Raw genomic sequence first — 18,121 nt, 5'->3', positions numbered from 1 at the left:
GCGATCAGCTGCGTCCGGGAAGCCGCCACCAGGGAACGCCTCCCGGCCTCCTACGTTGGAGGGCAGGAGGCTACACCATGCTGGGCGCCATCGTCGTCATGATCATCTTCGCCGGCTCGCAGTGGCGCGCACACCGCCGCGCACGCGGTATCTGACGCCGGCTATTTGTCTTCCGGCTTCAGCATGAGCCGCTCGACCCGGCCGCCCTTGACCAGGTGCGTGTCCAGCACCTCGTCGACGTCTTCCTTGGTCGGCACCCGGTACCAGATCCCCTCGGGATAGATCACGAGGGTCGGCCCCAGCTCGCAGCGGTCGAGGCATCCGGCGTTGTTGATACGCACGTTCTTGAGGCCGAGCGCCTTGGCGCGGCTCTTCATGTGGTCCCGCAGAGCCTCGCCGCCGCGTTCGGCACAGCAGCCGCGCGGATGGCCGGCCGGGCGGCGGTTGGTGCAGCAGAAGACGTGGGCTTCGTAGTAGGGCTTGGGATCGGCTGGCTTCTCGCGCTGGCTCATGATCCGCCTATTCCTTCTTCGTCGATCCGCCGGTGGCGATGTTGGCGAGCTGGGACCAGAACACCTGCTGCATCTGCTGCATCTGGTCCATGCCCTGCATGGAGGCCGGCAGCCAGGTCTTGAAGATCGTCTCGGGGTTCATGGCGCCGAGGCTGGAGCGCAAGCGCTCCTCGATTTCACCCATGATGCGATCCTGCATGGGCTTGATGTCCGGCAGGCCCATGAAGGCACGAGCCTCCTCGGGCGAGCAAGTCACTTCAACATTCACCTTCATGATGGGCCACTCCGTTTTAACCAGCTTAGCATGCTATGACCCCGGCATGACGACCCCCCGGTTGGCCCCCTGGTTGGCCAAGAATCCGCGCAGCACGCGCCCCCTCGAATTCGGTCGCGAACAGCAGTTCGTGATCAATCCCAACGGGATTCCCGAACTGTGCGAGGAGCTGAAGGCCTGCCCGGCGCACAAGCCGACGCCGCTCTACGAGCTGCCGGCCCTGGCCGCGCGCCTGGGCGTGGGCGAGATCCGGGTCAAGGACGAGAGCCAGCGCTTCGGCTTCGGCGCCTTCAAGGCGCTGGGCGGCGTGATCGCGGTCGCCAACGTGCTGACCGGCGCGGTCGGCGACGCCCGTCATGCGTCCGTGTCCTTCGAGAGCGTGATGAAGGGCGAGCACAAGGACGTCACGGGCCGCTTCGTCTTCACCGCCGCGAGTTCGGGCAATCATGGGCGCTCGGTCGCCGCGGGCGCCAAACTGTTCGGCAATCGCTGCGTGATCTTCCTGCCGAAGTTCACCAGCGCCGAGAAGGAAGCCGCCATCCGGGCGCGCGGCGCCGAGGTGATCCGCGTCGACGGCGATTACGACACCGCCGTCGCTGAGTGCCGCCGCCAGGCCGAAACTAACGGCTGGACGATCATCTCCGACACGTCGTGGGAGGGTTACGATTCGGTGCCGCGCAGCGTCATGCGCGGCTATTGCGTGCTGGTCCACGAGGCGGCGGTCCAGCAATGGGCCGCGGCGCCCACACATGTCTTCGTGCAGGCCGGCGTCGGCGGACTGGCGGCGGCGGTGATCGGCTATCTCTGGGCGGTGTGCGACGAACGACCCGTCTCGATCGTGGTCGAACCCGAGAGCGCGGATTGCTGGTTCCAGAGCAACCTCGCCGGCAAGCCCACGCTGGCCAGCGGCAATGCCGACACGGTGATGGGCGGTCTCGCCTGCCGCGAGATCTCCCCCGTGACCTGGCCGATCATCGGCGCGGCGGCCGACTGGTTCATGACCATCCAGGAGGACGCCGTCCTGCCGGCGCGCCGTCTCTACGCCACGCCGCTGGGCCAGGATCCGGCCGTCATCTCCGGCCCCTCGGGCTGCGCCGGCCTCGCCGGATTGATGCGCGTCTGCACCGACGCCGAGGCCTTCAAGGCGCTGGGCCTGGGGCCGACCTCCCGCGTGCTGCTGATCAACAGCGAAGGCAATCTGGGCGAGCCATTGCCGACCTGAGCCCGCCCGTGGAGTGACGACGATGCCGGTCCCCGTCGAATACAAGCGCGCGTCGATGGACTTCGACCGGTTCATGATCGACGCGCGGGATATTTCCGGCCTCGCGACAACGCACCAGACCTACACGATGGTGCAGGGGGTGTTTCAGGCCTTCCGCCGACGCCTCGACGTGAAGGAGGCGATCCGGTTCGCCAACGTGCTGCCGCCGGTGCTGCGGGCGCTCTTCGTTGCCGACTGGGATCTCAACGAGCCACGCCGGCCGTTCGAGGATCGCGCGACCATGACCCGCGAAGTGCAGACGCTGCGCCCTGACCACAATTTCGCGCCGCACACCTCGATCCACGACGTTGCCGCCGCGCTCCGCAAGAACATCGACCAGGCCGAACTGGACCGCGTCCTGGCAAGCCTGCCGTCCGGTGCCTTGGCATTCTGGCAGGTCGATTGACCGGCAGTTGTCCTTTCCTTCCCTCTGCTCGCTGTGGTAGCAAATCGCGCCGAACCATCCGGCAGGGGGAGATACGAGAGAATGAACGTGGGGAAACTGGCGGGCCTTGGCCGCCTGATGATTGCTGTCGGCCTGCTGTCGACTTCTGCGGCTTGTGCGACGGTGGTCGGCGGCACCACCCAGGACGTCTACGTCGATAGCGAGCCGAAGGGTGCCACCTGCACGGTCAATCGCCAGGGCGCCACCGTCGGCTTCATCAAGCCGACACCGGGCAAGGTGGCCCTCTCGCGTTCCAAGGAAACCGTCATCCTGAGCTGCGCCCTCGACGGCTACGAGCAGTCGAACGAGGTCCTGGTCGCCAGCTTCACCGGTGCCACGGTGGGCAACATCCTGCTGGGCGGACTGGTCGGCGTCGCCATCGATGCGGCCTCCGGCGCCAACAACAAGTACCCCGAGCGCGTGATGGTCATCCTGACACCCGCGAGTTTCCCGAGCGACGACGCGCGGGATGACCACTATGCCGGCATCCGCCAGCGCATCGAAGCCGGCGCCAAGGCCGAAATCGACCTCGTAAACACTCGCTGCAGCTCGACGAACCGCGAACTCTGCACGATCGAGGCCAAGCAGATCGCCGACGCCCGCGACAAGGCACTGGCCGATCTCGACCGCCGCCGGCTGGCCGCGAAGGTGGTGCCGGCCTGACGTCAATTCGCTGACGTTCTTGTCTCGCTGCACGAAGCGACGCATCCTGCGGCCACATCACAGGAGTTTCGGTTCGTGCAGCTTCAGCTCAAGACCTGGCAGTTCGTCGAAGACTATCTCAAGTCCAAGACGGGCATCATCATCCCCATCGGCTCGACCGAACAGCACGGCCCGACCGGCCTGATCGGCACCGACGCCCTTACCGCCGAGATGGTGGGCCGCGGCGTCGGCGAGAAGGTGGGCGCGCTGGTGGCGCCGACCATCTCGGTCGGCATGGCGCAGCATCACCTCGACTTCGCGGGCTCGATCACGCTCAAGCCCACGACCCTGATCGCCGTCGTGCGCGACAACGTGCTGTCGCTGGCCAAGCACGGCTTCACGCGCTTCTTCTTCGTGAACGGCCACGGCGGCAACATCGCCACGGTGACCGCGGCCTTCTCCGAGATCTATGCCGAGCGCTCGATGGAGCGCATGAGCAACCAACCCTCGATCAAGTGCGCCCTTCGCAACTGGTGGGACAGCCCGGGCATCAAGCGCCTCAGCGCCGAACTCTATCCGACCGGCGAAGGCAGCCACGCCACGGCCTCGGAAGTGGCGCTGACCTGGTACAAATACCCCGAGACGATGGACCGCCGCGTGCTCGAGCCGCGCATCGCGCCGAACGGCTCCTTCGCCGACTCCGAGGACTATCGCCGCGCCTTCCCGGATGGCCGCATCGGCTCCGACCCGAGCCAGGCGACGCCCGAACACGGCAAGCGCTTCTACGACCAGGCGGTCGAGGACGTGGCGCGCGACTACGAGGCCTGGGTGGCGCGGTAGGGTTCTGGCTGAGGCACGATCACATCGGCCTTCACAAGAACCACCTCACCCTGAGGAGCATCGCGCAGCGATGCGTCTCGAAGGGTGGGAACGCGCACCTTGCCTGTTGCCCATCCTTCGAGACGCCGCGCTTCGCACGGCTCCTCAGGATGAGGTTTAGTGGGCGAACCTCAAGCGGAATGATCCTGGTCGATCGCTACCGCGATACCCGTTCACGATGCAGGATGTAGAGGCCTGAGCCCACGATCACGGCGATGCCGGCAAGCGCCAGGGTGTTGGGGACCTCGCCCCACACGACGTAGCCGATGGCGAGCGCCCACAGGATCGAGGAATAGCGGAACGATCCCATGACCGAGATCTCGCCGCCCGAGCGCAGCGCGATCACGAGGAACTGATAGCCGATCGCGAGCAGCAGCGACGAGGCCACGATGTAGCCCAGGGCGCGCGCATCGATCGGCTGCCAGCCCTCGACCAGCGCCCAGGCGCAGCCGACGACGGCGACGGTGATCGCCGTGGTGAAGGAGACGACGAGCGTCGGCACGGCCGGCGGCAGGTGGCGCGCGATGACGTCGCGAAAGGCGCCGAGAAAGGTGCCGGTGAGCGCCACCCAGGTCCAGCCGTTGATGTCGCCGGGCCGCGGCTGGATGACCAGCAGCACACCCGCGAAGCCTACGCCCACCGCGGTCCATCGCCGCCAGCGGACATCCTCCTTGAGGAGAAGCACGGCGAGCACCGTCAGGATGAGCGGCGTCGAGAGGTTGACGGCGGTGGCGATTGCGAAGGGGATCTGGAACAGCGCGATCAGGTAGATGATGGCCGCGCCCGCTTCCAGCCCGCCGCGCAGCATGACCTTGGGATGGACCGCGTAGGCCATCTTGCGCCAGGCGCCCGTCGCCAGCAGCGCCAGCCCGCACCACAGCGTGGCGAAGAGGCCGCGCACGCCGATCGACTGGACCGACGGTACGGTCTCGGCGGCGAGCTTGATCAGCGCATCGTTGAAGATGAAGACGACGACCGACGCCAGCATCGCCACGATGCCGCGGGTATTGTCGATCATGACCGGGCTGCTGACGAAGCGACTACTTCGCCATCTTCTCGATCATCTTCCACTGCTCGGCGGAGACCGGCACCACCGACAGGCGCGACTGGCGCACCAGGCCGAAATCCGCGAGCTTCGGATCGGCCTTGATGGCCGCCAGCGTCACCGAGTTCTTCACCGGCGCGACCGGCTTCACGTCGACGGTGACGGCCTTGCCCGCCGCATCGGTGGGATCGGGATAGGCGGGCTTCACGACCTCGGCGATGCCCACGATCTCCTTGCCCTCGTTGGAATGGTAGAAGAAGCAGCGGTCGCCGGGCTTCATCGCCTTGAGATTGATCGCAGCCTGGGCGTTGCGCACGCCCGTCCACGAGGTCTCGCCGTCCTTCACGAACTGCGCCCAGGAATAGACCGAAGGCTCGGACTTGATGAGCCAGTACGCCATTTCGTTTCCCCCTGCTCCTACTTGCCTTCGCGCCGCAGCGGCCGCGCCAACAGGGCGCGAATCGAATCGTCGAGATCAGCCCCGCGATGCAGGATAGCATCGACGGCGGTGCATATCGGCATCTCGATGCCGAGCTTCGCGGCGCGTTCGAGGACCGCCGGCGCCGTCGCCGCGCCTTCGACCACCTGCCGCCGGCCCTGCATGTAGGTGTCGTACGACATGCCCTTGCCGAGCGCGGCACCGAGCGAGCGATTGCGCGACAACGGCCCCTGACAGGTGAGCACCAGATCGCCGAGCCCGCTCAGGCCCGTCAGCGTCTCGAGATTGGCACCCATGGCGAGACCCAGCCGCGCCATCTCGGCGAAGCCGCGCGTGATGAGCGCGGCGGCGGCGTTGTGGCCGAGGCCGCGGCCCTCGACGATACCGGCGGCGATCGCCAGCACGTTCTTCACCGCGCCGCCCAGCGACACGCCCACGACATCGTCGGTCCAGTAGGGCCGGAACATGCCGGCGGCGAGCGAGGCTGCGAGGTCGCGGCCGAGGGCGGCATCGGCGGTGGCGATGCTGACCGCCGTCGGCAGGCCCTGCACCGCCTCCTCCGCGAAGCTCGGGCCCGAGAGCATGGCGATGGCCCGGTCGGGCAGCACCTCGGCCAGCACCTCGGGCATCAGCAGGCCGCTCGTGGCTTCGATGCCCTTGGCGCAGATCACGACGGGACCGCTGCCGGGCAGGTCGTGCGCCACGACGCGCAACGCCTGGGCCGGACAGACGAGGAGGATCGCATCGCAGTCGGCGAGCTGGGCGAGGTCCGTTGCCGCTTCGATGCCGGCGTCGAGCGATTGTCCCGGCAGATAGATCTCATTGCGACGGTCGTGCGCGATCGCGGCCGATACACTGCGATCGCGCGACCAGAGCGTGACCTTGCGACCGGCCCGGCGTGCGAGACAGGCCAGCGCCGTTCCCCAGGCGCCGCCGCCGACGACGCCGATATGCGCGATGCCCGTCACGCGATCCCCGTCACAGGCTGAGATTGAAGGCGATGGAGATGCGTTGCGCGGTGCCGCGATAGGGCCGCACCTGATGCAGCACCCAGGACGGGAACATCACCAGCCGCCCGGCCCGGGGCGAGATCGTCTGGTTGGTGCCCACCGACAGGCCGCCCGGCAGGCTGAAGGCGAGATAGGGCGCATACATCGCCGGCGCCGGGCCCCGCGGATCCATGAATTCGAGTTCGCCGCCCAGCGACGGATCGGCCGAGATGCCGCCATCGTCGACATAGTAGACGCCCGACCAGTAACTGCCGGGATGGGAATGGAATTCGTTGCCGTGGCCGCCGCGGTTGATGTTGGCCCAGATGTTGGACTTCCACGCGATCGTGACCGCATTGCCCTGGCGATCGCTGGTGCTGCGGTTGGCGATGTTGCGCGCGTTCGCCAGCAGCTTGATCGCCGGAACGCCCGCCCATTTGTCGAGGTCCCAGGTCGACTGCCAGCCGCCCAGCGTGCTGTGCGGCTCGTTCGCCTGTTCGGCCTCGCGCTTCGCCAGGACCGGAATCAGCGCGGCATTGAGCTGCGGACCGTCGGGCAGATCGGCGATCAGGATCGGTGTCGCGAAGGCGGCAACGGTTTCGAAGGCGGGCAGGGCCTGGCTCATGGCGACAGTCTACACCCGATTGGCAGCCGCGGGATCGAGCGGCCAGCGCGGCCGGGGCCGGAAATCGAGCGCATCGACCTGGCCGAGACGCAGCCGTTCGACGCCCGCCCAGGCGATCATGGCGCCGTTGTCGGTGCAGAGCCTGACCGGCGGGGCGACCAGCTTCGCGCCATGCGCCGCCGCGACTTCTTCGAGCCGTCCGCGCAGATAGACGTTGGCCGCAACGCCGCCGGCCACCACGAGCGTCGACGAGGGAGCCCGGGCCAGCGCGTTGGCGCAGCGGTCGGCGAAGACGTCGCCCACCGTGCGCTGGAAGGAAGCGCAGAGATCGGCGACGGCGCGCGGATCGTCGGCGGGCAGCTTCTCGACCGTCTGGCGCACCGCGGTCTTAAGGCCCGAGAAGGAGAAGTCGCAGCCGGGCTTGCGCCACATCGGGCGCGGCAGCGCGAAGCGGCGCGGGTCGCCGCCCTCGGCCGCCCGCTCGACCGCGGGCCCGCCGGGAAAGCCCAGGCCCAGCAGCTTGGCGGTCTTGTCGAAACATTCTCCTGCGGCATCGTCGATGGTCGTCCCGAGCCGCGTGAAGTCGCCGGGACCGCGCACCGTGAGGAGCTGGCAATGGCCGCCCGACACCAGCAGCAGCAGATAGGGAAAGGAAACGGGCTCGGTCAGGCGCACCGACAAAGCGTGGCCTTCGAGATGATTGACCGCGATGAAGGGCTTGTCGTGCGCGAAGGCGAGCGCCTTGGCGGTCATGACGCCGACCATCACGCCGCCGATCAGCCCGGGCCCGCCGGTCGCGGCGATGGCGTCGAGATCGGCCAGCCCGACGCCCGCTTCGTCGAGCGCCTGGGCGACCAGCCCGTCGATGCGCTCGAGATGCGCACGCGCCGCGATCTCCGGCACCACGCCGCCGAAACGCCGATGCTCGGTGAGCTGGCTGTAGACAGTGTTGGACAGAATCCGGCCGACCGGCTGCGTCCCGGCCGCGCCCTCGACCACGGCGACGGCGGTCTCGTCGCAGCTCGTTTCAATGCCCAGCACACGCATGCGGGACTTCTAGCGGCCCACGCGCCGGGGCGCCAGACGACACCTCGCCGACGCACCACCTCATCCTGAGGAGCGCCGCGAAGCGGCGCGTCTCGAAGGATGGGCAACAGACAAGTTGCGCGTTCCCACCTTTCGAGACGCGCTCCTGCGGAGCGCTCCTCAGGGTGAGGCAATAGTGTTGGGACGACTCTAAAGGTTCAGATTGAACGCGATCGAGATGCGTTCGACCGTGCCGCGATAGTGGCGGACCTGGTGGAGCAGCCAGGACGGGAACAGGACCATCCGGCCGGCCTTGGGCTGCAGGACCTCGTTGGCGCCGCCCGACAGGCCGCCCTTCATCGCGAAGCCGAGATGCGGCGCATACATCACCGGGGCCGCGCCACGCGGATCGAGGAATTCCAGCGCGCCGCCCAGCGAGGGATCGGCCGGGATGCCGCCATCCTCGACGTAATAGACACCGGACCAGAAGGCGCCGGGATGGGTGTGGGGCAGGTTGCCATGGCCGCTGCGATTGATGTTCGCCCACATGTTGGCGCGCCACGTCACGGCGAACACGCCGGGATGGGGGCCGCCGGCATTGCCCGACCGGTCGATCGTCACGCGATTGGCGGTGTTGCGGGCGATGGCCAGCAGCTTCAGCGCCGGCACGCCGCCCCAGCGTTCCATGTCCCAGGTCGACTGCCAGCCGCCTTCGTTGGAAGCCTGTGTGCCGGGGTGGGACTTCTCGCGCTCCTCGATGACCCGTCGCAGGTCAGCATTCAGCGCGGCCGCGTCCGGCACGTCGTGGACGACGAGCGGCGTGGCAAACAACGGTACGATTTCGAGATCCTGGCTCATGGTCGGCCTCTGTTCGCCGCCTTCTTGCCTCCGGCCCCCCGGTCCCGCAACTGCCGCCGGGCGCGACCTGTCGGCACCACACCTTCTGGCGTGACGGAGCGCCCTGCGCTAGAGCAGCGGCCATGACGGCCCCCCTCCTCCGGCTCGGCACCCGCGGCAGCCCTCTCGCCCTCACCCAGACCGGCCTGGTGCGCGATGCGCTCGCCAAGGCAGTCCCGGCGCTCGCGGCGCCCGGCGCCATCGAGATCGTGGCCATCAAGACCACGGGTGACGTGATCCAGGACCGGCCGCTCTCCGAAGCCGGCGGCAAGGGGCTGTTCGTCAAGGAGATCGAGGAAGCCCTGCTGCGGGGTCGCATCGACGCCGCCGTCCACAGCATGAAGGACATGCCGACGGCGCAGCCGCCCGGCCTGGCGATTGCAGCGTTCCTGCCGCGCGAAGACGCGCGCGATGTACTGATCGCAGGCGACCTCGCCCGCATCGACGATTTGCCGCAGGGCGCCATCGTCGGCACGTCGGCGCTGCGTCGCAAGGCACTGCTGCTTCACTGTCGGCCGGACCTGCGGATCGTCACGCTGCGCGGCAATGTCGACACGCGCCTCGCCAAGCGCGCCGACGGCACCGTGCAGGCGACGATCCTGGCGCTCGCCGGCCTGAAGCGGCTTGGCAAGACCGGCGTCGGCACCCCTATTCCGGAAGCCGAGATGCTGCCGGCAGTCGGCCAGGGTGCAGTGTGCATCGAGGCGCGAGAGAGTGACGCGCAGACGCGTGGTTGGCTCGCCGCGATCGATCACGAGCCCACCGCGGTCTGCGTGCGCGCCGAGCATGCGATGCTGGTCGTGCTCGACGGATCCTGCCGCACTCCCATCGCGGGCCACGCGATCCTGAAGGGCGGTGACCTGCATCTGCGCGGCTTGATCGCCCGGCCCGACGGATCGGAAGTGATCGCGACGGAGCGTCGTGGTTCGATCGCTGACGCAGCCGCCCTCGGCCGCGATGCGGGCGAAGAACTCAAGCGCCGTGGCGGACCCGGCTTCTTCGCCGACTGACGCACACTCGACCGCACCGGGGTCGGCCCCTAGACTTCGGCCCATGCACTCCATCCTGCGCTCCCTGCTGATCGTGTGCGGCCTCGCGTCCCTGCTCGCTGCCTGCGAGACGGCGCCGGTGTCCGGCCGGTCGCAGATGATGCTGGTGAGCGAGAACGAGGAGCGCGAGATGGGCGTGCAGGCCTATCGTGAGGTGCTGAACAAGGAGCCGCTGTCGCGGGACGCGCAGACCAACGCGCTGGTCGAGAAGGTCGGCCGCCGGATCGCCGCCGCCGCCGAGCGGCCGCCGCAGGAACTGTGGCGCGCGCCGCACTTCCGCTGGGAATTCAAGACCGTCGACAAGAACGAGCCGAATGCCTTCTGCCTGCCCGGCGGCAAGATCGTGGTCTACACAGGTCTGTTGCCGATCACCAAGACCGAGGCCGGCCTGGCCGTCGTGATCGCCCATGAGGTTGCGCATGCGCTGGCGCGCCACGGTGCGGAGCGCATGAGCGACCAGATGGTGGCGTCGGTCGGCACCGCCGCCGCGTCCGTAGCCCTGGCGGCGACGGTGAGTGGCCGCAGCAGGACCTATCTGCCGGCCATGATGGCCGCGGTCGGCGCCGGCGCCACGGTGGGCTATATCCTGCCGATGTCGCGAGCCCAGGAATCGGAGGCCGACCGTATTGGGCTCGTGCTGATGGCGATGGCCGGCTACGATCCACGCGAAGCAGTAGGCCTGTGGGAACGCATGCGCGCCGCCAGTTCCGGCAAGCGGCAGGCGGAATGGCTCAGCACGCATCCTGCGGACACCACGCGCATTGCCGACATCAGACGCTGGCTGCCGGAAGCCATGCAGTATTACAAACCACGATGACCGATACGTTGGAATACGACGCCACCGGGCTGCTCTGCCCCCTGCCCGTGCTGCGCGCCAATCGCAAGCTGCGCGAACTGGCGCCCGGCGGGCTGCTCACGGTGCGCGCCACCGATCCCGCCGCCGAGGCTGACTTCCCGGCCTTTTGCCGGCAGACCGGACACGAACTGGTCTCCGCCACGCGCGAGGGCGAGGTGCTGGTATTCGTGATTCGGAAACGCTAGACGCCCGTCCGACAGACAAGAGAGAGATCATGCCGCAAACGACCTTCAAGACGATCGATTCCATGGACATGTCGGGCAAGCGCGTGCTGGTGCGCGTCGATCTCAACGTGCCGATGAAGAACGGCGTGGTCACCGATGCCACGCGTATCGAGCGCGCGGCGCCCACGATCAAGGAACTGGCCGCCAAGGGCGCCAAGGTGATCGTGCTCAGCCATTTCGGCCGGCCCGACGGCAAGCGTGTGCCGGAGATGACGCTGCGCCCGCTGGTCGAGCCGCTGGAGAAGGTTCTGGGCAAGCCGGTCGCCTTCGCCGAGGACTGCGTCGGACCGCTCGCCGAGGCTGCCGTGCGCAACATGAAGCCAGGCGACATGCTGCTTCTGGAGAACCTGCGCTTTCATAAGGAAGAAGAGGCCAACGACGCCGGCTTCATCGACAAGCTGTCGCTGCTGGGCGACGTCTACGTGAACGACGCCTTCTCGACCGCGCACCGCGCGCATGCCTCGACCGAAGGCCTCGCCAATCGCCTGCCGGCCGTCGCGGGCCGCCTGATGCAGGAGGAGCTCGAGGCGCTCGACAAGGCGCTGGGCAACCCGAAGCGCCCGGTCTGCGCCATCGTCGGCGGCGCCAAGGTCTCGACCAAGCTCGAGCTGCTCGGCCATCTGGTGGGCAAGGTCGACAAGCTGATCATCGGCGGCGGCATGGCCAATACGTTCATGCACGCCCAGGGGATCCCTGTCGGCAAGTCGCTGTGCGAGAAAGATCTCGCCCCGATGGCCCTCGATATCCTGGAGAAGGCGAAGGCCGCCAAGTGCAAGGTGCTGCTGCCGGTCGACGTCATGGCGGCGGACGAGTTCAAGGCCGGCGCAGCCCACGTCGTGGTCGATGCGAACGCCTGTCCCGACGACAAGATGATCCTCGATGTCGGCCCGAAGACGATCGCGCTGTATCAGAAGGAATTGGCCGAGTGCTCGACCGTGGTGTGGAACGGCCCGCTCGGCGCCTTCGAGATCAAGCCGTTCGACACCGGCACCGTGGCGCTGGCGCTGGAAGTCGCGCGCCTCACCGGCACGGGCAAGCTGCTGTCGGTGGCCGGCGGCGGCGACACGGTGGCCGCCCTGGCCGCGGCCGGCGTCGAGGAAAAATTCTCCTACGTCTCGACCGCGGGCGGCGCCTTCCTCGAATGGATGGAAGGCAAGACGCTGCCCGGCGTTGCAGCGCTGATACGGGCGGCGTAGCGTCGGCGCATGAGCGCCCCCTCCACACCACCCGATCGCCCGCGCCTGCCGTGGGATCCGCCCGAGCATTTCGAGAAGCGGGTCCCCGACGGCGACAATCGCGAGCGGCTGGTCTGCGGGCGCTGCGAATTCATCCACTACCAGAACCCCAAGGTCGTCGCCGGTGCCGTGTGCACATGGCGCGATGACAAGGGGCAGGACAAGATCCTGCTGGCAAAGCGTGCCATCGAGCCGCGCAAGGGCTTCTGGACCCTGCCGGCCGGCTACATGGAACTCGGCGAGACGACCGAGCAGGCCGCCCAGCGCGAAGCGCTGGAAGAGGCCTGCGCCACCATCGAGATCGACCGGCTGCTCGCCATGTACAGCGTGGCGCGCATCGGCCAGGTGCAGATCATGTATCGCGCGAAGCTGGTCACGGCCGACATCGCCTGCGGCATCGAAAGCGAGGAAGTGGCGCTGGTCGACTGGGCCGACATCCCGTGGGACCAGCTCGCCTTCCCGACCGTGGTCTGGGCGCTCGCCCACTTCCATGAGTCGCGCGACAAGGTCGACTTCGCGACCTACTCCAACCCGACCGGCGACCTTGCCCGCATGTGGCCGCCGCGCAAGCCCGAGGGGGTTTGACGAGGCGTCCACAATGGAGCGCGCCACTCCAGTGGCGCATCATGAACATGAGCGCCACTGGAGTGGCGCGCTCCAAAGACGTCAGCTTCCGCGCGCGAAGGGGTTGTCGTCGCCGTCCCAGTAGCGCCGGAGCAGCGGGATCTGCAGGAAGGCGAAGACGAGGGTCAGCGGGAAGCTCAGGAACATCTTGCTGGCGATCCACGTGTCGGTCGTGAAGTTGCGCCACATCACTTCGTTGACGATGGCCAGTACGAAGAAGAACACCGTCCAGCGCATCGTGAGCTGAGACCAGCCTTCATCGGTCAGCTTGAAGGCCGCGCCGAACAGAGGCTTCAGCAGCGGCTTCTTGAACAGCACGAGGCCGCCGCCCAGGATGACCCCGAACAGGCAGTTCACGATGGTCGGCTTCAGCTTGATGAAGGTATCGTCCTGCAGCCAGATGGTGAGGCCGCCGAACACCAGCACGAAGAAGCCGCCGACCAGCGGCATGATCGGCCAGCGCTTCTCAAGCCAGCGATAGCAGGGCAGCGCGATCGCCGTGGCGACGATGAAGATGCCGGTGCCCCAGTAGATGCCCCAGCGCCCGTTGGCTGCGAAGAACAGGACCAGCGGCCCTAGTTCGAGCGCCGTGGCATAGAGCCGGCGCATGCCGTTGTCGCCGCCTGCGTCCCGCTCACTGCTCATGCCGGCAATCCCATCAAACCACGCGCGAAGGCGCGAGCCTCGAACGGCCGCAGGTCGTCGATGCCTTCACCGACACCGATGGCCACGACCGGCAACTTGAACTTCTCGGCCAGCGCCACCAGCACGCCGCCCTTGGCACTGCCATCGAGCTTGGTGAGGACGAGCGCGTCGACCGGCGACATGGTCTTGAAGGTCTCGACCTGGGCATGGGCGTTCTGGCCGGTGGTCGCGTCGAGCACCAGCAGGCACGAATGCGGCGCCTCGGGATCGAGCTTTCGGATGACGCGCACGATCTTGGCAAGCTCTTCCATCAGGTTGGTCTTGTTGTGCAGGCGGCCTGCCGTGTCGATCAGCAGCACATCGGTCTTCTCGGCGCGCGCCCGCTCCAGCGCCTCGTAGGCGAGGCCCGCGGCATCGGCGCCGGTCGCCTTCGACACGACCGGCACGCCGGCACGGTCGCCCCAGACCTTGAGCTGTTCGACGGCGGCGGCGCGGAACGTATCGCCCGCGGCCAGCATCACCGAGCGGCCCTCGCCCTTGTAGCGGCCGGCCAGCTTGGCGATGGTCGTGGTCTTGCCGCTGCCGTTCACGCCGATCACCAGCACGACATGCGGCTTGCGCGCGGCGTCGATGACCAAGGGGACGGCGACGGGCTGCAGGATCTCGGCGATGTCGTCGGCGAAGGCCGCGCGGACTTCCTCTTCGGTGACTTCCTTGCCGAAGCGTTCCTTGCTCAGCTTGCCGACCAGCCGGGCGGCGACGGCGACGCCGAGATCGGCCTGGATCAGCGCATCCTCGAGATCGTCGAGCGTCTGCTGGTCGAGCTTCTTCTTGGTGAAGAGGCCGGTAATGCTCTCGGCGACCTTCTTGGTCGACTTCGAGAGGCCCTCGCGCAGACGCGACAGCCAGCCTTTCTTCTCGGGCTCGGGCTTCTCGGGCTCGGGCTCCGGTTCGTTCTCGGCCACCGCTTCGACGGGGGCGGTGACAGGGACCGGCGCGGGCTCCAGCTCGGGCGCCATCGGCACCGCCACCGGCTCGCTCACCGGCTCGCTGGGCGGCGGATCGACCCGCGTCTCGGGCTCGGCTACGACGGCCTGCTCTACCGGTTCGGGTTGCGCGACCTCAGGTTCGGCCGGCTTCGGCGGCTCGACGGTCGGCGCCACCCGAGAGCGCAGCCGCGCAAACCAGCCCTTCTTCTCGGGTTCCGTCTCGCTCACCGTGCCACCTCAGGACAGCAGCGAACGGTCGAGTTCGCCCTTGTAGGCGAGCGCGATGCCGCCGGTCATCGAAACGTGATCGTCGCGCAGCCATTCGATGGTGAGCGTGCCGTGCTCGACCACGACGTCGACCTTGCGGCCCGTGAGACCGCGCCGCGCCGCGGCGACGCCGGCCGCACAGGCACCCGACCCGCAGGCCAGCGTCAGCCCCGCGCCGCGTTCCCAGACGCTGAGCTTCAGCTTGTTCTCACCGATGATCTGCGCAACGCCGACATTCACACGCTCGGGGAAGAACGGATCGTGCTCCAGCTTCGGCCCCAGTTCGGTGATCGGGATCGCGGCGAGATCGTCGACGAAGAAGGTGGCGTGCGGATTGCCGACGTTTGTGCCGACCGGATCCTGCAGCGGTCCAAGTCCGACCGGCATGTGCCGGGTGTCGCAGGCCTTCGCGACCGGGATCTCGCGCCAGTCCATGCGCACCAGCCCCATGTCGACGGAGATCACGGGCAGGCCGTTCGACCCACGGCCGACCTTCTGCGATTCGAGCAGGCCGGCGACCGTCTGGATCGTCGCTTCCTCGGCCTCGAGTTCATCCATCACCACCGAGGCGACGCAGCGCGTGGCGTTGCCGCAGGCCTGCGCCTCGCTGCCGTCGGGATTGTAGATGCGCATGAAGATGTCGGCGTCGGCCTCGGTCGGCGGCTCGAGCACGATGAGCTGGTCGCAGCCCACGCCCAGGCGGCGGTCGGCGATGGCGCGGCGGCGCAGCGGCGTCAGATCGAGCGCATGCGCGCGCGCGTCGAGCACGACGAAGTCGTTGCCCAGCCCGTGCATCTTGAGGAAAGGCGTTCCGGCCATGCGGCGCTATATGGCGGTTCGGCCGGGCCAGCGCAACGAGCGCGCCCGGACCTGCCCGGCCTGCGCTCCGGCGATTTCGCGCACGTCGAGGGTCGGCAGACGCTTGGTGTAGATGGTGAGATGCAGGATGCCGAGCGCCTCGTAGGGCATGGCCGGCTCGACGAACAGGCCGCGGGCCGCATCCCAGGCCGGGGTGGCGTGATGGACCGGCCAGTTGCAGCGGCTGGGCAGCGGCTCGCAGGAGAAGCCGCGGTCGTAGACCAATACGTTGAGGGCGACCTGGTCCGTCATGTTGGTCGAGCGCTGCAGCGCCTCGCCCAGCAGCCCGGCCCAGCCCTGCCAGTGGGGCGCATCGGCGGCGAGCGCGAAGACGCCGGCGTTGATGAGCGGATAGCGGATCAGCCGCTCGGCCGTTTCCTTGTCGAAACAGGCTTCGAACGCCGCGCCGTTGATCGACGAGAATTCCTGCCAGGCATGGCGATAGTGACGCATCGAGCGGTGGATCTCGGGCGCCACGGCCAGCGCGCCTGTCCGGGCGGCCGCGAGGAACAAGGCGACCGCGTCGCCCTGCTGCACCCAGCAATCGCCGTCGATCCAGAGATAGAGGTCGAAGCCCGGGAAATAGCGCGGCAGGAACGGCCGCGCCGTCAGCGCCTTGTAACCGTCCTTCAACGAGTCGCGGCCGGGAAAGTCGAAATCCCATTGCGGCACCACCAGCGTAGCGCCCCGTTCGCGGCACCAGTCGCGCTGCTCTTCGGTCAGCCCGCAATCCAGGACACCCAGCGCCAGTGCCCGGCCCTGCTCGGTCGCCTGCAAGGACTCGATGCAGTCGCGCATCAGGTCGAAATAGGCGGCATCGCCGCCGGTGATGGCGATGGCTCGTTCAGAATCGGGGTTTCTGCTCACCTCGCGAAGATGGCGTATCGACAGGCTTTGCGCCACAGTCCGCGCCAACGAACGCCATTCCGGGGGAACTCATGGGCAAGCATGTCGACTACTACGTTTCGCTGAATTCGCCGTGGACCTATCTCGGGTCCGGGCGCTTCGACGCCATGGTGAAGAAGCACGGCGCGACGGTCACGATCTGGCCGGTCGATTTCGGCTCGGTCTTCGCGGTCTCGGGCGGCTTGCCTCTGCCCAAGCGCGCGCCGCAGCGTCAGGCCTATCGCATGATGGAGCTGAAGCGCTGGCGCGACCATCTCGGCGTGAAGACCACGCTCGAGCCCAAGTTCTTTCCCGCCAACGAGGTGCCGGCCGCCAAGTGCGTGATCGCGCTGCGCGAAGAGGGCCGCATGGAAGACGCCATCAAGGTCGCGCACGCGGTGCTGACCGGCCTGTGGGCCGAGGAGAAGAACAGCGGCGACCTGGACACGCTGAAGGCGATCATCGACGGTTGCGGCCTCGACGGCGCCGCCGTCCTGAAGGCCAGCGAAGCGCCGGGCATTGCCGAGAAGCGCGAGGCCTACACCAAGCACGCCATTTCGCAGGGCGTGTTCGGCGCGCCTTCCTTCGTCATCGACGGCGAGATCTTCTGGGGCCAGGACCGGCTCGACTTCGTCGAGCGCAAGCTCGCCGCCTGACGCCGACCCTGCTCAGGGGCTCAGGAACGCCGCCGCCGCCACCGCGATCGTGTTGTTGATGATGTGCGCCACGATCGTCGGGACCACCGAGCCGGTGCGCCAGCGCAGCCAGCCGAACCAGAAGCCGAGCGGCAGCACCAAGAGAATGTGCAGGGGCTCTGTATGGGCGGCGGCGAAGGCCAGCGAGCTGAGCACGAAGGCCACCAGATTGCTCCAGCGTCCCGCCAGCCAGCCATAGAGCAACCCGCGGAAGACGAGTTCCTCGACGATCGGCGCCAGCAGGCCCAGAACGGCCAGGGTCTGCAGGATCCGCGCCGTGCCCTGGATGCCCTCCGTCACCTGCTTAACCCCCTCGGGCTGCGGGCCGAGCTGGCTGACGGCGAACGAAAGCACCGTCGTGCCGAGGACCGCGAAGACCACGGGCCGCCAGCCCACCGGGCGCAGGCCCAGGGCCGCCGGTGCATTTCGGCCGAGCGGCAGGACGGCGACAAAAAGGGCGAGCAGGCAGGTTCCGAAGAAGGCGCTGAGCACCAACAAGTTGCTTCGTTCGGGCAAAAGCCAGAAAACCAGCAGGCCGATCAGCGGCGCCGCGACCACGAAGGCCAGCATCGACCAACCCGGAAGGCGCCGGGAATCTTGTTGGTTCAAGGGGTTAGCCGGCTCGTTCAAGCGTTTTGACTCCTGACGCGGCAAGCCTTATACCCCGCCGGCTCAATCGGTCGTGCCGATTTACTAGGTTCCCCCTTCGGGGAGCTCCGCTGATCCGCGAAGGTTCGCGCATCGGCGCGATACGTCTTTG

At 67.9% G+C, this 18,121-nt stretch carries 23 protein-coding genes; 10 read left to right on the top strand and 13 right to left on the bottom strand.

Features of this window, described 5'->3' with window-relative positions:
- Positions 1-161: 161 nt before the first annotated feature.
- Both ACQY78_RS18525 and ACQY78_RS18520 read right to left on the bottom strand, forming a co-directional pair.
- Positions 162-512 (bottom strand): (2Fe-2S) ferredoxin domain-containing protein, encoded by a 351-nt coding sequence (locus ACQY78_RS18525; protein ID WP_428677452.1) that lies wholly within the window; start codon positions 510-512, stop codon positions 162-164.
- A 7-nt stretch (positions 513-519) separates the two neighbouring features.
- The gene (locus tag ACQY78_RS18520; RefSeq protein ID WP_428677450.1) at positions 520-786 is read right to left on the bottom strand and encodes a DUF6489 family protein; all 267 of its coding nucleotides are present in this window, start codon (positions 784-786) and stop codon (positions 520-522) included.
- A 46-nt stretch (positions 787-832) separates the two neighbouring features.
- On the opposite strand from ACQY78_RS18520, the gene ACQY78_RS18515 reads away from it, so the two are divergent.
- The 4 genes from ACQY78_RS18515 to ACQY78_RS18500 all read left to right on the top strand — a co-directional run bounded on the left by ACQY78_RS18515 (position 833) and on the right by ACQY78_RS18500 (position 3,974).
- The gene (locus ACQY78_RS18515; RefSeq protein ID WP_428677448.1) at positions 833-2,008 is read left to right on the top strand and encodes a diaminopropionate ammonia-lyase; all 1,176 of its coding nucleotides are present in this window, start codon (positions 833-835) and stop codon (positions 2,006-2,008) included.
- A gap of 22 nt (positions 2,009-2,030) precedes the next feature.
- On the top strand, positions 2,031-2,453 hold the full coding sequence (locus ACQY78_RS18510; protein WP_428677446.1) for a DUF2267 domain-containing protein: 423 nt from the start codon (positions 2,031-2,033) through the stop codon (positions 2,451-2,453).
- A gap of 81 nt (positions 2,454-2,534) precedes the next feature.
- Positions 2,535-3,155, top strand: coding sequence for a hypothetical protein (locus ACQY78_RS18505; RefSeq protein WP_428677444.1), 621 nt, complete (start codon positions 2,535-2,537; stop codon positions 3,153-3,155).
- A 75-nt stretch (positions 3,156-3,230) separates the two neighbouring features.
- The gene (locus ACQY78_RS18500; RefSeq protein WP_428677442.1) at positions 3,231-3,974 is read left to right on the top strand and encodes a creatininase family protein; all 744 of its coding nucleotides are present in this window, start codon (positions 3,231-3,233) and stop codon (positions 3,972-3,974) included.
- A 196-nt stretch (positions 3,975-4,170) separates the two neighbouring features.
- Here the strand turns inward: ACQY78_RS18500 and ACQY78_RS18495 are convergent, their stop codons facing one another.
- The 6 genes from ACQY78_RS18495 to ACQY78_RS18470 form a co-directional block, all read right to left on the bottom strand.
- Complete coding sequence (locus ACQY78_RS18495; RefSeq protein ID WP_428677440.1) at positions 4,171-5,031, bottom strand: DMT family transporter; 861 nt, start codon at positions 5,029-5,031, stop codon at positions 4,171-4,173.
- Positions 5,032-5,053: 22 nt separating this feature from the next.
- Complete coding sequence (locus ACQY78_RS18490) at positions 5,054-5,458, bottom strand: EVE domain-containing protein (protein WP_422033416.1); 405 nt, start codon at positions 5,456-5,458, stop codon at positions 5,054-5,056.
- A gap of 17 nt (positions 5,459-5,475) precedes the next feature.
- Complete coding sequence (locus tag ACQY78_RS18485) at positions 5,476-6,465, bottom strand: NAD(P)H-dependent glycerol-3-phosphate dehydrogenase (RefSeq protein ID WP_428677437.1); 990 nt, start codon at positions 6,463-6,465, stop codon at positions 5,476-5,478.
- A 10-nt stretch (positions 6,466-6,475) separates the two neighbouring features.
- The gene (locus ACQY78_RS18480) at positions 6,476-7,111 is read right to left on the bottom strand and encodes a TIGR02466 family protein (protein ID WP_428677435.1); all 636 of its coding nucleotides are present in this window, start codon (positions 7,109-7,111) and stop codon (positions 6,476-6,478) included.
- Positions 7,112-7,120: 9 nt separating this feature from the next.
- A complete protein-coding gene (tsaD, locus tag ACQY78_RS18475) occupies positions 7,121-8,158 on the bottom strand; it encodes a tRNA (adenosine(37)-N6)-threonylcarbamoyltransferase complex transferase subunit TsaD (RefSeq protein WP_428677433.1) in 1,038 nt (345 codons plus the stop codon).
- 189 nt (positions 8,159-8,347) lie between these two features.
- Positions 8,348-8,995 carry a TIGR02466 family protein gene (locus tag ACQY78_RS18470; RefSeq protein WP_428677431.1) on the bottom strand — a complete coding sequence of 216 codons (648 nt, stop codon included), beginning with the start codon at positions 8,993-8,995 and terminating at the stop codon, positions 8,348-8,350.
- 122 nt (positions 8,996-9,117) lie between these two features.
- On the opposite strand from ACQY78_RS18470, the gene hemC reads away from it, so the two are divergent.
- Genes hemC through ACQY78_RS18445 form a run of 5 tightly spaced genes read left to right on the top strand, consistent with a single transcriptional unit; the run spans position 9,118 to position 12,983 of the window.
- Positions 9,118-10,044: a hydroxymethylbilane synthase gene (hemC, locus tag ACQY78_RS18465; RefSeq protein WP_428677430.1), complete on the top strand. Its 927-nt coding sequence runs from the start codon at positions 9,118-9,120 to the stop codon at positions 10,042-10,044.
- A 43-nt stretch (positions 10,045-10,087) separates the two neighbouring features.
- Positions 10,088-10,900 carry a M48 family metallopeptidase gene (locus ACQY78_RS18460; RefSeq protein WP_428677428.1) on the top strand — a complete coding sequence of 271 codons (813 nt, stop codon included), beginning with the start codon at positions 10,088-10,090 and terminating at the stop codon, positions 10,898-10,900.
- On the top strand, positions 10,897-11,124 hold the full coding sequence (locus ACQY78_RS18455; protein ID WP_428677426.1) for a sulfurtransferase TusA family protein: 228 nt from the start codon (positions 10,897-10,899) through the stop codon (positions 11,122-11,124). Before ACQY78_RS18460 ends, ACQY78_RS18455 begins: the two co-directional genes overlap by 4 nt.
- A 29-nt stretch (positions 11,125-11,153) precedes the next feature.
- Positions 11,154-12,359: a phosphoglycerate kinase gene (locus ACQY78_RS18450; RefSeq protein WP_428677424.1), complete on the top strand. Its 1,206-nt coding sequence runs from the start codon at positions 11,154-11,156 to the stop codon at positions 12,357-12,359.
- Between the two features lie 9 nt (positions 12,360-12,368).
- Positions 12,369-12,983, top strand: a complete 615-nt coding sequence (locus ACQY78_RS18445) for an NUDIX hydrolase (protein WP_428677422.1) — start codon at positions 12,369-12,371, stop codon at positions 12,981-12,983.
- 81 nt (positions 12,984-13,064) lie between these two features.
- On the opposite strand, the gene ACQY78_RS18440 is transcribed toward ACQY78_RS18445, so the two are convergent.
- From ACQY78_RS18440 to ACQY78_RS18425, 4 genes are read right to left on the bottom strand one after another with little or no spacing between them, the layout of a single operon-like run.
- Positions 13,065-13,667, bottom strand: a complete 603-nt coding sequence (locus ACQY78_RS18440; protein ID WP_428677420.1) for a septation protein A — start codon at positions 13,665-13,667, stop codon at positions 13,065-13,067.
- Positions 13,664-14,884, bottom strand: coding sequence for a signal recognition particle-docking protein FtsY (gene ftsY / locus ACQY78_RS18435; protein ID WP_428677419.1), 1,221 nt, complete (start codon positions 14,882-14,884; stop codon positions 13,664-13,666). Before ftsY ends, ACQY78_RS18440 begins: the two co-directional genes overlap by 4 nt.
- A 9-nt stretch (positions 14,885-14,893) precedes the next feature.
- Positions 14,894-15,742 (bottom strand): diaminopimelate epimerase, encoded by an 849-nt coding sequence (gene dapF / locus ACQY78_RS18430; RefSeq protein WP_428677417.1) that lies wholly within the window; start codon positions 15,740-15,742, stop codon positions 14,894-14,896.
- A 6-nt stretch (positions 15,743-15,748) separates the two neighbouring features.
- Positions 15,749-16,648 (bottom strand): hypothetical protein, encoded by a 900-nt coding sequence (locus ACQY78_RS18425; RefSeq protein ID WP_428677416.1) that lies wholly within the window; start codon positions 16,646-16,648, stop codon positions 15,749-15,751.
- A gap of 71 nt (positions 16,649-16,719) precedes the next feature.
- Here ACQY78_RS18425 and ACQY78_RS18420 point away from each other — a divergent pair, with 71 nt between their 5' ends.
- Positions 16,720-17,322, top strand: coding sequence for a 2-hydroxychromene-2-carboxylate isomerase (locus ACQY78_RS18420; protein WP_428677414.1), 603 nt, complete (start codon positions 16,720-16,722; stop codon positions 17,320-17,322).
- A 12-nt stretch (positions 17,323-17,334) separates the two neighbouring features.
- On the opposite strand, the gene ACQY78_RS18415 is transcribed toward ACQY78_RS18420, so the two are convergent.
- Positions 17,335-17,970, bottom strand: coding sequence for a lysostaphin resistance A-like protein (locus ACQY78_RS18415; RefSeq protein WP_428677412.1), 636 nt, complete (start codon positions 17,968-17,970; stop codon positions 17,335-17,337).
- Between the last annotated feature and the right edge of the window lie 151 nt (positions 17,971-18,121).

This window comes from Reyranella sp., assembly GCF_965279625.1.
Lineage (GTDB): Bacteria > Pseudomonadota > Alphaproteobacteria > Reyranellales > Reyranellaceae > Reyranella.
The sequence above is the reverse complement of the archived record's forward strand: the minus strand, read 5'-3'. Positions and strand labels throughout refer to the sequence as shown.

Coding starts and splice junctions, on each gene's coding strand:
- ACQY78_RS18455 (WP_428677426.1), top strand. CDS start 10,897: ATGACCGATACGTTGGAATACGACGCCACCGGGCTGCTCTGCCCCCTG.
- dapF (WP_428677417.1), bottom strand. CDS start 15,742: ATGGCCGGAACGCCTTTCCTCAAGATGCACGGGCTGGGCAACGACTTC.
- ACQY78_RS18420 (WP_428677414.1), top strand. CDS start 16,720: ATGGGCAAGCATGTCGACTACTACGTTTCGCTGAATTCGCCGTGGACC.
- ACQY78_RS18450 (WP_428677424.1), top strand. CDS start 11,154: ATGCCGCAAACGACCTTCAAGACGATCGATTCCATGGACATGTCGGGC.
- ACQY78_RS18505 (WP_428677444.1), top strand. CDS start 2,535: ATGAACGTGGGGAAACTGGCGGGCCTTGGCCGCCTGATGATTGCTGTC.
- ACQY78_RS18490 (WP_422033416.1), bottom strand. CDS start 5,458: ATGGCGTACTGGCTCATCAAGTCCGAGCCTTCGGTCTATTCCTGGGCG.
- hemC (WP_428677430.1), top strand. CDS start 9,118: ATGACGGCCCCCCTCCTCCGGCTCGGCACCCGCGGCAGCCCTCTCGCC.
- ACQY78_RS18495 (WP_428677440.1), bottom strand. CDS start 5,031: ATGATCGACAATACCCGCGGCATCGTGGCGATGCTGGCGTCGGTCGTC.
- ACQY78_RS18460 (WP_428677428.1), top strand. CDS start 10,088: ATGCACTCCATCCTGCGCTCCCTGCTGATCGTGTGCGGCCTCGCGTCC.
- ACQY78_RS18440 (WP_428677420.1), bottom strand. CDS start 13,667: ATGAGCAGTGAGCGGGACGCAGGCGGCGACAACGGCATGCGCCGGCTC.
- ACQY78_RS18510 (WP_428677446.1), top strand. CDS start 2,031: ATGCCGGTCCCCGTCGAATACAAGCGCGCGTCGATGGACTTCGACCGG.
- ACQY78_RS18520 (WP_428677450.1), bottom strand. CDS start 786: ATGAAGGTGAATGTTGAAGTGACTTGCTCGCCCGAGGAGGCTCGTGCC.
- ACQY78_RS18445 (WP_428677422.1), top strand. CDS start 12,369: ATGAGCGCCCCCTCCACACCACCCGATCGCCCGCGCCTGCCGTGGGAT.
- ACQY78_RS18480 (WP_428677435.1), bottom strand. CDS start 7,111: ATGAGCCAGGCCCTGCCCGCCTTCGAAACCGTTGCCGCCTTCGCGACA.
- tsaD (WP_428677433.1), bottom strand. CDS start 8,158: ATGCGTGTGCTGGGCATTGAAACGAGCTGCGACGAGACCGCCGTCGCC.
- ACQY78_RS18525 (WP_428677452.1), bottom strand. CDS start 512: ATGAGCCAGCGCGAGAAGCCAGCCGATCCCAAGCCCTACTACGAAGCC.
- ACQY78_RS18515 (WP_428677448.1), top strand. CDS start 833: ATGACGACCCCCCGGTTGGCCCCCTGGTTGGCCAAGAATCCGCGCAGC.
- ACQY78_RS18470 (WP_428677431.1), bottom strand. CDS start 8,995: ATGAGCCAGGATCTCGAAATCGTACCGTTGTTTGCCACGCCGCTCGTC.